The organism is Candidatus Avedoeria danica, assembly GCA_016703025.1.
Classification (GTDB): domain Bacteria; phylum Chloroflexota; class Anaerolineae; order Epilineales; family Epilineaceae; genus Avedoeria; species Avedoeria danica.
In genome coordinates, this window is the sequence record JADJCV010000004.1 from 2,809,037 (window position 1) to 2,823,331 (window position 14,295).

9 protein-coding genes are annotated in these 14,295 nt (G+C 71.6%); 4 read left to right on the forward strand and 5 right to left on the reverse strand.

Annotated features, from left to right (window positions below; translation table 11 throughout):
• Positions 1-60: 60 nt before the first annotated feature.
• Positions 61-2,166 (reverse strand): hypothetical protein, encoded by a 2,106-nt coding sequence (locus tag IPG72_14065; protein ID MBK6770108.1) that lies wholly within the window; start codon positions 2,164-2,166, stop codon positions 61-63.
• The gene (locus IPG72_14070) at positions 2,163-2,966 is read right to left on the reverse strand and encodes an SCO family protein (GenBank protein MBK6770109.1); all 804 of its coding nucleotides are present in this window, start codon (positions 2,964-2,966) and stop codon (positions 2,163-2,165) included. Before IPG72_14070 ends, IPG72_14065 begins: the two co-directional genes overlap by 4 nt.
• Before the next feature lie 234 nt (positions 2,967-3,200).
• Here IPG72_14070 and map point away from each other — a divergent pair, with 234 nt between their 5' ends.
• Positions 3,201-3,980, forward strand: coding sequence for a type I methionyl aminopeptidase (map, locus tag IPG72_14075; GenBank protein ID MBK6770110.1), 780 nt, complete (start codon positions 3,201-3,203; stop codon positions 3,978-3,980).
• 27 nt (positions 3,981-4,007) lie between these two features.
• The gene (locus IPG72_14080) at positions 4,008-4,805 is read left to right on the forward strand and encodes an AAA family ATPase (GenBank protein ID MBK6770111.1); all 798 of its coding nucleotides are present in this window, start codon (positions 4,008-4,010) and stop codon (positions 4,803-4,805) included.
• On the opposite strand, the gene IPG72_14085 is transcribed toward IPG72_14080, so the two are convergent.
• The 3 genes from IPG72_14085 to argF form a co-directional block, all read right to left on the reverse strand.
• Complete coding sequence (locus IPG72_14085) at positions 4,792-5,193, reverse strand: CBS domain-containing protein (GenBank protein ID MBK6770112.1); 402 nt, start codon at positions 5,191-5,193, stop codon at positions 4,792-4,794. The genes IPG72_14080 and IPG72_14085 overlap by 14 nt on opposite strands.
• 70 nt (positions 5,194-5,263) lie before the next feature.
• A complete protein-coding gene (locus IPG72_14090; GenBank protein MBK6770113.1) occupies positions 5,264-8,473 on the reverse strand; it encodes a zinc carboxypeptidase in 3,210 nt (1,069 codons plus the stop codon).
• Between the two features lie 217 nt (positions 8,474-8,690).
• Complete coding sequence (argF, locus tag IPG72_14095) at positions 8,691-9,695, reverse strand: ornithine carbamoyltransferase (protein ID MBK6770114.1); 1,005 nt, start codon at positions 9,693-9,695, stop codon at positions 8,691-8,693.
• A gap of 474 nt (positions 9,696-10,169) precedes the next feature.
• On the opposite strand from argF, the gene rho reads away from it, so the two are divergent.
• Both rho and IPG72_14105 read left to right on the forward strand, forming a co-directional pair.
• Positions 10,170-12,521 (forward strand): transcription termination factor Rho, encoded by a 2,352-nt coding sequence (gene rho, locus IPG72_14100; GenBank protein ID MBK6770115.1) that lies wholly within the window; start codon positions 10,170-10,172, stop codon positions 12,519-12,521.
• Positions 12,518-14,125: a phospholipase D family protein gene (locus IPG72_14105; protein MBK6770116.1), complete on the forward strand. Its 1,608-nt coding sequence runs from the start codon at positions 12,518-12,520 to the stop codon at positions 14,123-14,125. Before rho ends, IPG72_14105 begins: the two co-directional genes overlap by 4 nt.
• Positions 14,126-14,295 lie beyond the last annotated feature (170 nt).

The following is a 14,295-nucleotide window of genomic DNA, read 5'->3' on the forward strand; positions in this document are numbered from 1 at the left end:
TGGCCATGGCGGCAGGGTAGCATACATCACCGTATCGAATCGCGTCGGACCGCCAATCCGTCACGGTCGGCCGACGAACTGCGCCACGGCCGCCGCCGCCGCGCGCGCCGCGTCCGATGCCCACACCGCTTCGACTGCCGACCGCTCGGTCGGCGTGAGCTGCCACGACAGCGGCAGCGTGCCCGCCGCGTCGACGTGAAACACGGCATCGTCGATGTCGATCCGCACACCCTCTCCCGCCCAGCGCGCCTGCAGCAGCGAGAGCGCTTGCGCGTTCCGCAGGCCCTGAACGCTGCCGCGCGCGTTCAGCAGCGCCTCGATCGGGCCGGTCAGCGCGAAGGGCCAGCCGCGCCGAGGGATGGTCGCTCCGTTCGCACCCGCCGGCAATGCGCCATCGGACGGCGTCGCCGCTGCATCGAACGCCACCCGGATCTGCACGACCAGCACGTCCCGCCCGCCCGCCGCGTGGAAGGCGGGCAGCGCCTCATCGAGGAACGCGGTGAGGCCGGCGATGCCGTCATTGTCGAAGTAACCGCCGTCGGCGATGTGCCAGGCCGGCTCGCAGGCGCAGTCCGGGCGCGGCTGCGGGCTGATCCACGGGAACGCGGCCGAGAGGCGGGCGGCGGTGACGGCGCGCACATCGCGCTCGGGGTACGTCCCGAAGAACGTGTCGAACGGCGCCCCGTCGCCCGCCGCGGCCAGGTCGAGCGGCGTGAGGAGCATCTGGCGGCCGGTCTCGACGGCCATCGCGTTGAAGATCGGCGCCGGCATCGCGCCCCGCCGCACCGCCGCGCGCCACGACCGCAGCGTGACGGCGGCGTCATCGCGCGCCAGCGTCCGCCGCCAGACATCGCCCCATGCCTGCTCGGCGGCCCAGCCGCGGTCGTCCGCGCGCGGCAGCCACGGACCGACCGCCGGCGCCAGCACCACCCGCCAGAGGTCCGGATAGGCCAGGCCCCACGCCACCGGCCGAAGCGTCGGCTGGGCGGCCGCGGCGCGGATGGCGGCCAGCATCGCGGGCGGCCGCGGCCGCCCATCGGCCACGGGCGCCAGGTAGACGAGCGATCCGAAGCTGCCGCCCGACACCGAGCTGACCGCCCCGAGCGCGCGCGTGAAAGCCCAACCGTTCGCCTCCTCGAGCCGCGTCAGCACCGTGGCCGTCCAGAGCGCCGCCGCGCTCCCACCTCCGCTGGCCGCCACGACGACCAACCGCGGCCGCCCGGATTGCCGGGCCACCACCGCCGCCACGACATCGGCCGCCGTCACCGCGGGCGACGGCGGCGCGGTTGCCGACGTCGCCGCCGTGGCCGTCGTCGCCGCGGTCCGACGGATCTCGGCCGCCTCATCCGCCGCGGTCGACCCGTCCGTCCGATATACGTGATCCGCATCCGTCCAGGGGAGCGGCGCCAGCGCGATGAGCACCACCACGAGCAGCGTCGGCACGCCGTAGCGATCGAGCCAGAAGGCAGCGCCCGCCAGCGTCCAGCCGCACAGCGCGGCGACGATGAGCACGTAGCCGAGCGCCGGGAAGCACAGACCGCCGTCCACGATTCGAACGGCCGTGAGACAACCGTCGGGCGAACGCGCCGGGTGAAACGCGAAGCCGACGACGCCGTAGCCGAAGCCGAACACGAGCGCGCTGCCGAGCGCCCCCCGGTGGCTGCCGACCCAGCGCTCGCCGACGAAGACCGCGGCGGCGGCCACGATCGCGCCGAGCGCGAGCGCGACGACGTGCGCCGCCAGCCGTGAGGCGGCAACGGGCGGGTCGATCGACGATCGGGCCAGCGCCGTGACGACGATCGGGACCGAGAGCGCGGCGACGAGAGAGGCCGATCCGAGGGCCGGCCGCCGCGCCGGCCACGGCCACGGCGGGACGCCGCTGCGTGCCGGCGCCTTCGCCAGCACGAGGCGCGCGGTGCGGACCGCGGTCCAGGCAGCCAACGGCGTGAGGAGGCCGACGACGGCCAGCTCGGGCGTGCCGAGGACGAAGAGGTTGCCGAGGAACAGTCGCGCGGCGGGGGCGTCCGCGACGGCGGGGAGGGTGAGGAGCGTGGCGCCGAGGGCCACGGGATAGCGGAGCGGGATCAGCCAGCGCAGGGCGCGGGCCAGGGGGGCGCGTGGGTGGAGCCGGGAACGAGCGACGTCGCCGCCCGGCGGTGGGCTCACTCGCTCGATCGGAGCACCGCACGTACGTCGTGGGCGATGTCGCGCGGCGACGCCTCCGCCCCGAGCACGACGCGCAGCCGGCCGGCCGGGTCGATGAGGAACACCGTGCTGGAGTGGGCGAGCTCGGGCGTGGCGTCGGCCGCCAGTGTGGCCGTCGACCCGGCCGTGGCGGGCCAAGCTGACGACGCGTCGTGATCGCCATGCCCGTCCGATGCGCCCGGCGGCATCAGCCCGGGCGCCGGCGTCGGCGCCGGTCCGTACGCCACGTCGTACGACGCGGCCAGCGACGCGATCTCCGCCTCGGCACCGACGAGCCCGACGATCCGCGGGTCGTGGTCGGTCAGATAGCGGCGGACGACGTCGGCGGTGTCGTGGGACGGGTCGACGGTCACGAAGACCGTCGTCACGTCCTCCGCCCCATCGCCCAGTTCCGCCAGCGCCGCGCTCAGCTTGGCCAGCGTCTGCGGGCACACATCCGGACAGCGGGTGTAACCGAAGAAGATCAGGACCGCCTTGCCGCGGGCATCGGCAAGCTGGAAGCGGCCACCGTCGGCCGTGGCAAGGTCGATCGGTGCGGCGGCGAAGGGCTCGGGCAGCGCGAAACCGCTGAACTGGGAGCTCGAGGGGTCGAACAGGCGCACGCGCGGCGTGCCGTCCGTCCGGAGTCGAGCGACCATCAGCACGACCGCGGTGAAGACGACGGTCACGGCGACGCCGAGCACGACGATCCAGCGCGCCTCCGCCGGCCGCCGGCTGGTCGGCGGGAGAGCGCCGGCGGGTGGCGGCAAGTCGGTGGTCATGACAGCTCCATGGGCAGGTTCGACGATCGATCGTTCGTCGCGCATTCTAAACCACACGCGCTTCCTCGCCCCTCCTCCCGCTGGGCAGCTTCTGACACCGACGACCCCCGTCGTCCTTGCCCGTCCCGGTTGCACCGCGCCCCCAACTCCGCGGCCGTGCACCGGCTGGCCCGTATAATGCGCACCATGAACACCGAACGCCGCGGCCTGCGCCGCCTCATCCAGCGCCGCCGCATGTCGGCACCTGCTCCGCCCATCCTGAAGACCCCCGCCGAGATCGAGTCCCTCCGGCGCTCCGGCCGTCTGGTGGCCGAGGCCTTCACCCTCCTCGGCGAGGCGATCGCGCCGGGCGTGCGTCTGATCGACCTCGACGCGCGGGTCCGCGACTTCATCGTCGGCCGCGGCGCCGAGCCGCTGTACCTCGGTTACCGCGGCTCGCCGCCGACCCACCCGCCGTTCCCGGGCGTCATCTGCGCCTCGGTGAACGACGAGATCTGTCACGGCATCCCGGACGAGCGCGTCCTCGCGGATGGCGACATCGTCGGGATCGACATCGGCCTCAAGCTGGACGGGTGGTGCGGCGACAGTTGCGTCACGTTCCCGGTCGGAACGATCACAGCGCGTGCGCAGCAACTGCTCGACGTGGCCAAGACGTGCCTTGAACTCGGCATCCGCGCCGCGCAGCCGGGCAAGCACCTTGGCGATATCGGCCATGCCGTCCAGCGCCATGCCGAGCGGCACGGCTACAGCGTCGTGACGGAGTGGGGCGGCCACGGCTTGGGCCGGAGCCTGCACGAGCCGCCGTCCGTCGGGCACACCGGACAACCGGGGGCCGGGCTGCAGCTCGTCGAGGGGATGGTCTTCACGATCGAGCCGATGATCAACGAGGGCAGTCCGACGTGCGTCCTGACGCCTGACGGCTGGACCGTCGTGACGGAGGATGGCGGGCTGTCCGCGCAGTTCGAGCACACCGTGGCGATCACGGCGCACGGGCCGCGCATCCTCTCCGCCTGATCGGCGCCGATGCCAGCCGCACCGACGATCCACCTCCGCGGCCTCACCGTCCGGGCGCTGCCCGACGGTGTCGGTTACCCGTTCGACGTCCCGGCGGTCCGCACCCTCGACGCGCTGACGTTCGACGCGCCCGTCACGTGCTTCGTCGGGGAGAACGGCTCGGGCAAGTCGACGCTGCTCGAGGCGATCGCGTGCGCGGCCGGCATGATCGCCGTCGGCAGCGCAGGCGTCGGCGAGGACGGGACGCTCGGGCCGGCGCGGGCGCTGGCCAAGCATCTCAAGCTGGTCTGGAACGCGCGGACGCACCGCGGCTTCTTCCTGCGCGCCGAGGACTTCTTCGGCTACGCCAAGCGGATGAGCGCGATCAAGCAGGAACTGCTCGACGACCTCGACGGGCTCGATTCGTCGCTGCCCGGGGCATCCGACTACGCCAAGAGCCTGGCGCGCGTCCCGTATCGCCGCGAGCTGGCCGACCTCGAGCGCCGCTACGGTGAGGGGCTCGACCATCGCTCGCATGGCGAGAGCTTCCTCGCGCTCTTCCAGTCCCGTTTCGTCCCCGACGGCCTCTATCTGCTCGACGAGCCCGAGGCGCCGCTCTCACCGGTCCGTCAGCTGGCGCTGATCAGCGCGATCAAGGCGATGGTCGAGCAGCGCGGCCAATTCATCATCGCCACGCACTCGCCGATCCTGCTGGCGTACCCCGGCGCGACGATCCTCGACTTCGACCAACTACCCATCGCGCGGGTGGCCTATGACGACCTGGCCCACGTGACGCTGACGCGGGACTTCCTCAGCAATCCAGGCGCGTTCCTCAAACACCTGTAGCGCCGTCGTCCTGAAACTGCTTGACGATAAAGCGGAACAGATCGCTCTCCGTGATGATGCCTGCGATCCGGCCGTCGTCGACGACCGGCAGGGCACCGATCTTGTGGTTGACCATCAGCTGCGCGGCGCGGCCGAGCGTGTCGGTGGGCCCGATCATATACGGGTCATCCGTCATGACCTCCTTGATCTCGGGGATCTCCTCGGCCGCGCCCATGAAGCTCGCGCCGCGCGGCATCGCGGCCTCGGCATCGGCCAGCGTGATGATGCCGATCACGCGGTCGCCGACCCGGCTGACGACGGGCAGGCGCCGCACGTTCCTGCTGCGCATCGTCTCGATGGCGACGTCCACCTTGAGGTCGGCGGTGATCGTCGTGACGTCGCGGGTCATGTACTCGCCGACGGTGGTCTTGTTCATGGCCACGGGGAGGCTCCTTGCAGGTGGGTGAGAGGCGGATGGGTTAGCGGGTTGAGGGCACCGACGAACCGAGCATACCGCGTACCGCCAGCGGTAGGTAGATGGCGCCCTCGCGGGTCCCCGGCGTCTCGGATGGGGTCGTCGGGGTGGCTTCGGGCGGCGCATCGAACCCGACGCCCAGATGCGCCAGCGCACGCTTGACGAGGTCGGCGCGCATCGCTTCGTCCTTCACCATCTCGAGGCCGAAGCCGAACGTGATCGACTTCCCGGCCACGACGATCGCGCCGTCGACATCGAGCGGCAGCGCTTCGCGGCCGGCCACGGTGAACTGGACGCTCGGGTCGCTTGGGGGAACCGGCGTCGCGGCGGCCCAATCGCCGCCGGCCGGCAGGCCGGAGTACGCCCAGCCACCGTCGCCGTCCTCGAACGTCGTCGTGCTCAGCGTCTGGCCGTCCGCTGAAACGACGATGTCATCCAGGACGATGTACGTGTTGTTCTGCTGGCGCCGCGACCGCACGTAGGTAATCGCCACCTCGACCTGCTTACCGGCCCACGGCGCCAGGTCGACCGTGACCGGCTGCCAGCGGTTCGACGTGCCGCCGATCGCGTTCCAGCGGCCCGTCGTGCCCTGCGGCTCGCACGTGGCCGTGTTGCCCTCCCCGACGCGCTTCATGTAGTGGGGCAGGTGCGGGAAGAGGCCCCACCACGCCGCGCTGTTGCACGAGAGCGCCGTGCGCTCCGACGTCCGGCCGCCCGTGTCGGGCAGCGTCGTCCAGTCGTCCATGCCGACGGTGTGGGCCTCGACGATCAGCGCCTCGAAGTTCGCGCGCAGTTGATGGGCTTCCCAGAAGCTCAGCTCGGCCGTGCTCTTGCCGGTCAGGTCGATCGTTCGCTGGACGCGCTGCCATTCGTAGTCCCGGGCGTTGCCCGATTCGTCCTGCGGCAGGCCGGAGAACGCCATCTTCTCGCCGCCGTGCGGACCGAGGCCGACGCCGTCGTAGTGCGCGGCGCTTTGCGCGGCGAACTGCGGGTAGTCGGCCGGCGGGTGGCGGGCGCTCGTCAGGTCGAAGTCCGTGACGCCGTTGACGCTGAGGCTTTCGTTGAGTTCGATCGTGAGCCCGGTGAACGGCGCGACGTTGGCGATGACCTGTCCCGCGGCCGCCGGTTCGACGAAGCTGCCGCTGTCGATGCCGAGCCAGTACTGGGCGAAGTCGTTCTGGAGCGCCTCGCAGTTCGGGTTCTGCTGGCCGCACGGCTGGTCGGGCTGGACCGCGTTGTAGCGCTGGTTGGTCAGGAACGGCCGCGCCGCGTACGGACCGAGGTAGATCAACTTGCCGCCCTCGTTCATGAAGTCGCGCATGGCCAGCATCAAGTCGCGCTGCGCCGCGGACGACTCCCCGTCCGGCCAGTCGCTCGGATGCATCGCGCGGTCGTCCCCGGTGTACCAAACCACACCCTCGTAGTGGCCGAGGACACCGAGGAACGATGGGCTCGTCCGGGCGTGGGCGTCGAAGTCGTACACGTCGAATGCGACGTCGATGCGGGTCAGCGCATCCGTGTAGGCCGCGAGGTGGCGCGGGCCATCCGTCGCCGGGTAGACCGGATCGCCGCCGGTGTAGTCCTCGGCGGCGACGATGAGGACCGGACGGCCGGTGTCGTGTTCGAGCGTGTAGGTGAAGGATTCCGTCTGCTCGCCGCCGGCTTCGAACCAGACCGTCACCTTGTCGCCGGGCGCAGCGCCGCTGACCGAGCCGCGGACGCGGCGGTAGTAGACGTCGCCGGTCGCGCCGTAGCGCTCGCCGCCGTCCCACTCGACCGCCGGCGCCGCCTGCGGGGCGCCCTCGTTGATCCGGAAGCGCATCGTCACATCGCCCAAGCGGCGTTGCACGGTGGCCTGCACGGGCTGCGGGTCGCCGTAGCTCGTGGCGAACGTGTCGACGGAAATCGGCGCGGCGGTGTTGTCGAGGTGGCTGATCACGTGCGTCGGATCGAGCGCCGTCCGGGCGACGTCGAGGGCGAAGGGCAGGTTCTTCTCGAACTCGGCCTGGATGAGCGCCTCGTCATCCGGGAAGTCGAACGTGCCGCCCCCCGGCGGCGTCGACAGCTCGGGCGTGATGCAGAGCGCGTTCGTCACGGCGTGCGCGTAGTCGCATGTCTCGCCGTTCGTGATGTACAGGCCCGACGAGAGGATCGGATCGAAGCCGGGCACGGCGGGGTTCGCGCGGGTGCCGGTCAGGGCGCGGTAGATCGGGTCGTCGGCGGTCGGCGTCAGGTCCTGCCAGCCGTCCGGGAAGAGCAGGAGTTCGGCGGCCGAGTGGTAGTTCACGATGAGCTTGAACGGGATTCGCTGCATCAGGTCCTGCGCCGCCGCGATCTCCGGTTCCGATGCCGGGCCGGTTCCGCGGTACGTGTCGCTGGCCGGATTGCCGCTCGATCCGTCGTTGTCGTAGTTCCAGTGGCCCCCGAAGTTGCGGTTCGGGTCGACACCGTCGCCCTGGCTGATCTGGCCGTCGCCGTTGTTGTCGCGCACGTTCTTGCGCCACAGACGATTGCCCTCTGTGAACGTTTGCTGATAGCCGTCGGGGTTCGCGGCCACGACGAACCAAACCTCGGTCGTCTCAAGGATGCCGGTGACGGTCGGATCCTTGCCGTACTGCTCGATGAAGTGGTGCATGAGCCGCCGGTTCGTCTCGATCGCGATCCACTCGCGCGCATGCTGCAGCGAGTTGAACCACACCGCCGTCCGCGAGCCCTGCGGCACCGTCGCGCCGCCCTTCGTCACCCGCAGCGCGACGAGCTCCCGCCCCTGCACGGAGTGGCCGATGACGACCTTCTCGACGATGTCGGGGTGAGCCGCCGCGAGCGCGTCGAGCTCCTCCTTGATCCCGCCCGGCTGGTCCCACGAACGGTAGACCTTGTAGCCCTGCTGCTCCTGATAGGCGCTGAACATCCCGGCAGCCGTCTGGCCCGCGTCGTTGCGCCACAGCACGGGCTCGAAGCCGGCGGCGCGCAGTTCGTCGCGCTCGAAGAGCGACAAGCCGAGCGCCACGTGGATGTGATCGCCTTGGCGGCGGATGTCGAGCACGCCGTAGCGGCCGAGGTTCAGGTCGCCCAGCTCCGTCGTGTCGACCTCCAACGTGTAGGCGTCGACGATGCCGGTGTGTCCGGCGCGGAAACCGGAGGCGCCGCGTACGCCGACGGCGTTCGCCAGCGCGAGGGCGGCCAGGGCCGTCGTGACGAGGATGGCGCGCATGCCACGCCCTTCGGCCGCTCGGCCACGCAACACCATCGTCACCCGCCGAGCTCGTTCAGCAAGACCCATCATCGTGCTCCACCCTCCGCTGCATGGCTGCAAGCCGCCTTGTAACCCCACCGTTATCCTACAGCGTCGCCGATCGTGCAACCGTGACCGTACATGCGTGCCGGGCGGGCGGTCGTCCGATCCGTCGGCAAGCGCCGCGACGGACGTCCTACCCGATCGTCGCCACGAGCACCGCCTTGATCGTGTGCAGTCGGTTCTCAGCCTGGTCGAAGACGATCGAGGCGGCCGACTCGAAGACCTCGTCCGTGACCTCCATCTCGGCGACCTCGAAGGTATGGAAGATGTCGCGGCCGACCTTGGTGCCCTGGTCGTGGAATGCCGGCAGGCAATGCATGAACTTGGCGCGCGGGTTGTGCGTGGCCGCCATGAGCGCCGCGTCCACGCGATACGGCTCGAGCAGCGCGATCCGCTCCGCCCAGACGCTCTCGGCCTCGCCCATCGACACCCAGACATCCGTGTGTACGAAGTCGGCGCCGTCGACGGCGACGTGCGGGTCTTCGGTCAGCGTGAGCCGGGCGCCTGACGCAGCCGCACGGGCCTGGGCGGCGGCGACGATGTCCTCCCGCGGCCAGCACGCTTTCGGCGCGGCGATCCGAACGTCCATGCCCATGATGCACCCGCCCACCATGAGCGAGTGGCCCATGTTGTTGCGCGCGTCGCCCACGTACGCATACCGGACGTGCCGCAGCGGCTTGTCGGCGTGCTCCTCCATCGTCAGCAGGTCGGCCAGGATCTGCGTCGGGTGGAACTCGGCCGTCAGCCCGTTGTAGACCGGGACGCCCGCCCACCGGGCCAGCTCCTCCACCACCGCCTGCTCCGCGCCGCGGTACTCGATCGCGTCGTACATCCGCCCCAGCACCCGCGCCGTGTCCTTGATCGATTCCTTGTGGCCGATCTGCGAGCTGGCCGGGTCAAGGTACGTGACGTGCGCCCCCTGGTCGAAGCACGCGACCTCGAACGCGCAGCGGGTCCGGGTCGAGGTCTTTTCGAAGATCAGACAGATCGCCTTGCCCTGCAGCGCCCGGGCCTCGGTGCCCGCTCGCTTCGCCGCTTTCAGCGTGTGGGCAAGGTCGAGCACGTACCGAATCTCGGACTCTTCGAAGTCGAGCAGCTTGAGGAAGTGGCGGTGGCGCAGGTTGAATCCCACGGTCATTCTCCATCGGCGGGTTTCGGCGCACGCGGCCGCGCAGACGACGCGGGACGGATTGTACGCGCCTGCCGTCGGGAGGCCGTGCGATCCGCGCCGCACCGGTTTCACCGTCACGTTGACGGCTGCGTCTGCGTCTGGCATAGTGACGGTGCGCGATTCTGAACCACCCGAATCCATCGCGGGTGCAGCTCGCCGCAGCCGTCGGCTGCCGCGGCCATCGCGCACGGCGCATCTTCCGAGCGCCAAGCCTTCTCCGGATTGAGAAACATCCCCCGCCTCGGATCCGTCTTGACGCCCGTGGCGCGTCGCTTGCGGCGCGTCAAGGACTCCTTGAACCGAGCGAGCAACCGCGGCTGCGCCGCCACCGGCGCGTCCGCGCCTTGGCGCCGACGCGCCTCCCCGCCGCGCACCCTTTCGGTCGCGGCATTCCACCGCACGTGGCATCACACAGGATGACCCTACGCGAGATGAGGAAGCATGACCTCGACAACTGACGCGGACGACGCACCGCGCCCGCGGCGGCGGACCGCCGCCGCGCCGGCCCCCGACGCCGCCCCGCCATCCACAACCGACGCCGCTCCGCCCGTACGCAAGCGGCGCACCGTCGCCAAAGCGACCGAGCCGACGGCTCCCAGCGCCCCGGCGGCCAGCCCGGAGCCGACTCCGGCGCCCCGTGTCCGCCGCACGCGTGCCAAGGCTGACGAGACGTCGCCGGCCGCAACGCCGACGGCGATGCCGGCTTCGATCCCGGCTTCGATCCCGGCAGCGGCAGCCTCGGCGCCCTCCGCCGCCGCGACGGCCGCATCCGAACCGACCACCGCCCGTCGCCCGCGCACCCGCACGGCCAAGGCCGCCGACGACACGGCGAGCGCCGTGCCCGCCGCACCACCCATTGCGGCCGCCGCGCCCCCGGCCGGCGCGCCACCGCGGGTCGAGGGGATGGACGCTCGCGGGGCGGGCGACCGCTCGAACGACGCGCCGAGCGACCGCCCCGTCGATGGCGACCGCCCGGTCGGCCCTGTCGACGGCAATGGTGACGGCCGGCGAGAGGGCTACCGCACCAACCGTCGGCGCCGCCGTGGGCGCGGCGACGGCACCCGCGAGCCCGGCGGCTATGCCCGCGGCCCGGTGCCCCCGACCGGCGACGTCATCCGGCCGCGCGAGACGACGAACGAGCCGCGCGCCCGCGACCCACAGCAGCCGGGCGGCTGGCGGCGCGACGACGCGATCCGCGACACGCGCCGCACGGACGCCGGACGCGTCGGACCACGGGACGGCGGCACGCGCTACGGCAACACGGCGCGGGACGACCGGCGAACCGGCGGTCAGCAACAGGGCGGACAACAACAAGGCGGTCAGTCACAAGGCGGTCAGCAACAGGGCGGACAGCAACAAGGCGGTCAGTCACAGGGCGGACAGCGGCAGGGCGGGCAGTCCCAGAGCGACAGCCGCTACGGCGGGGGTCGCAGCGGCCAGCAGGGCGGCGGCCAGCAGGGCACGGGGCAAGCCGGCGGCGGGCGCCATGACGGCGGCCGCACCGGCGGACGGCAGGACAGCGCGCGTGGCGGCGGGCGAGTCGAAGGGCGGGGGCGGCACACCGGCCCGTTCCGCGAACGCGACGCACAGCGCCCGCCGGCCGGTCCGCCCGAGGACTGGGACGCACCGGCTCCGGGCGGCCTCGAGGTCGGGGGACATGCCGGAGCGGACTGGGTGTCCTATGAAGACCGGATCGCTGCCGAGGAGGCGCGCCGGCCTGCCGGGCAGCAGGTGACCGGCTACATCGAGCTTTCCAAGAACGGCAACGGCATCCTGCGCGCCGGCGGCTTGGCCGGTCGCACGGATCCGGTCATGCCGATGCGGCTCCTGCGCCAGTATGGCTTGCGCAGCGGCGATCTCGTCGACGGTCTGGCGCGAGGCACGCAGGTCGTCGAGGTGAACCAGGTGAACGGCCATGATCCGGTCGATCTGGCCAAGCGGCCGCACTTCGATACGCTGACGGCCGTGCACCCGGACAAGGCGCTGCTCCTGGGCGCGACCGCCGACAACCTGACCGGGCGGCTGCTCGACCTCGTTGCGCCGGTCGGGCGCGGCCAGCGCGGGCTGATCGTCGCGCCGCCGAAGGCCGGCAAGACGACGCTCCTCAAGGACATGGCCAACGGGCTCGCGCACGACCCCAAGCTGACGCTGCTCATCTGCCTCGTCGGCGAGCGGCCGGAAGAGGTCACGGACATGCGGCGCAGCACGAACTGCACCGTCCTGGCGGCCGACATGGACCTGCCGACCGAGGACCACACGCGCGTGGCCGAGATCTGCGTGGAGCACGCCAAGCGGCTCGTCGAGGAGGGCAAGCACGTCGTCATCCTGATGGACAGCCTGACGCGTCTCGCGCGGGCCTACAACCTCTCGATCAAGGGCGGCGGCAGCCGAACGCTCTCCGGCGGCATGGACGCCGGGGCGCTGCAGCCCGTCCGCAAGTTCTTCGGCGCCGCCCGCTGCGCCGAGGGCGGCGGCAGCCTGACGATTCTCGCCACGTGCCTCGTCGACACCGGCAGCCGGCTGGACGACCTGGTGTACGAGGAGTTCAAGGGCACGGGCAACATGGAGGTCCACCTGGACCGCAAGCTATCCGAGCTGCGCCTGTTCCCGGCCGTCGACATCCGACGTTCCGGCACGCGCCGCGAGGAGCTCCTGTTCGACGCCAAGATGCTCGAGCAGGTCCACACGCTGCGCCGGCAGCTCGCCCCGCTCGAACCCGCCGCGGCGCTGACGGCCATGCTGGACGCGCTGCGCAAGCAGGCGATGCCGGACGGGTCGTTGGCCGGCCGGTGAGGCCGGGTCGAGGCGCGGCGGCGCGACGTCCGGGCACGGGCAGGGTGCAGCGGATCGCGCGCTGGCTGTTCGGCGCGGCCATCGCCTACGCGATCGTGCGGGGCGCCGAGGGGGCGCTGCGGCCGTTGCCGCCGGGCATGAACGTCGACATCGCGCCGATGTCCGCCGACGATGTCGTGTTCCTGGCCGACACGACCGGCGTCAGCGCATCAGGGGACGGGCCCGCTACCGGCGCCCCCCTGCCCACCGATGTCGCCGGCGCCGATCGCGCGCGCGTCGTGGACCAGCACATTTTCGACGCCGTGTTCGAACTCATCACCGGCGCGCGCGAAGGCGTGTTGATCGACATGTTCCTCTACAACCGCTGGCAGGGCGCACAGCCGGAGCGCACGCGACCGCTGGCGAGCGAGCTGACCCAGACGGTCCTGGCGCAGAAGGCCGCGCTGCCCGACCTCGACGTCATCCTCATCACCGACCCGATCAACACGGTGTACGGCAGCGTCCCGTCGCGCGACCTCGACGCGCTGCGCGCAGCCGGCGTCACCGTCGTCGTCACCGACCTGACGCGCCTCCCGGACAGCAACCCGCTCTGGAGCGGTCCGTGGCGGGCGTTCATCCAGCCGTTCGGGCGGCGCGGCACCGGCTGGCTGCCCAACCCGTTCGATCCGAGCGGACCGCGCGTGACGGCGCGCGGCTGGTTCGAGCTGCTCAACTTCAAGGCGAACCACCGCAAGGTCGTCGTCGCCGACACGCCAGAAGGGCCGGCGGCCATCGTCACGAGCGCGAACCCGCACGACGGGTCGAGCGCCCACGGCAATGTCGCGCTGCGCGTCCGCGGCCCGGTCGTCGGCGCGATCGTCGAGAGCGAGCGAGCCGTGGCGGACATGTCGGGCATGACGTTGCCGGCCATGGACTGGGCCGCGAGCGGGGCGACATCGGCGGGGTCGACGCCATCGTCGCCGGCCCCTTCCGGCGACGGCGTGCGCGTCGGATTGATCACCGAGCGGGCGATTCGGAAAGCCGTCGTCTTGGCGCTCGATGCGGCTACGGAAGGCGACCGCGTCGACATCGCCATGTTCTACCTGTCGGACCGCCTGGTCATCCGAGCGATCCAGGGTGCGGCTGGCCGCGGTGCGGCCGTTCGCGTCCTGCTCGACCCCAACAAGGACGCCTTCGGCCGCACGAAGAACGGCGTCCCGAACCGCCCCGTGGCCGCCGAGCTGCGCCGCACGCGCGGCATCGACGTCCGGTGGTGCGACACGCACGGCGAGCAGTGCCATGCCAAGCTCGTGCTCGCACGGCGAACGGCGGGCGCGAGCGAAAGCGCATCGCCCGCCAGCGAACGGGCGACGCTGATCCTCGGCTCGGCCAACCTGACCCGCCGGAACATCGGCGGGCTGAACCTCGAGACGAACCTCGTGGTGGCCGCGCCCGCCTCGACGCCCGCCCTCCTCGATGCGACCGCGTACTTCGAGCGCGTCTGGGCGAACGCGTCCGGCGGGGCGCAGGTCTTCAGCGCCGACTACGACGCCTACGCCGACGCATCGTGGACGAAGCGCTGGCTGTACCGGTTCATGGAGGCGACGGGCGTCAGCACGTTTTGACGGCAGCACGTGGGGACGAGGGCATCCTGGCGGCCGAACGCCGACCGGAGCCTTCCGACTGCAGCATTCCGACCGCAGCACTCCGGCGACGGGGCTGCGGTGACGCACGGACAACGCAAACGGGCCCGCGGCCCAAGAGCCGCGGGCCCGTTGCCAGCCGAACGCCCAAG

What these genes read in the sequence shown, in the direction of transcription:
- IPG72_14090 (MBK6770113.1), bottom strand. Translation starts at nt 8,473, where the DNA reads ATGCGCGCCATCCTCGTCACGACGGCCCTGGCCGCCCTCGCGCTGGCG.
- rho (MBK6770115.1), top strand. Translation starts at nt 10,170, where the DNA reads ATGACCTCGACAACTGACGCGGACGACGCACCGCGCCCGCGGCGGCGG.
- IPG72_14070 (MBK6770109.1), bottom strand. Translation starts at nt 2,966, where the DNA reads ATGACCACCGACTTGCCGCCACCCGCCGGCGCTCTCCCGCCGACCAGC.
- map (MBK6770110.1), top strand. Translation starts at nt 3,201, where the DNA reads ATGTCGGCACCTGCTCCGCCCATCCTGAAGACCCCCGCCGAGATCGAG.
- argF (MBK6770114.1), bottom strand. Translation starts at nt 9,695, where the DNA reads ATGACCGTGGGATTCAACCTGCGCCACCGCCACTTCCTCAAGCTGCTC.
- IPG72_14085 (MBK6770112.1), bottom strand. Translation starts at nt 5,193, where the DNA reads ATGACCCGCGACGTCACGACGATCACCGCCGACCTCAAGGTGGACGTC.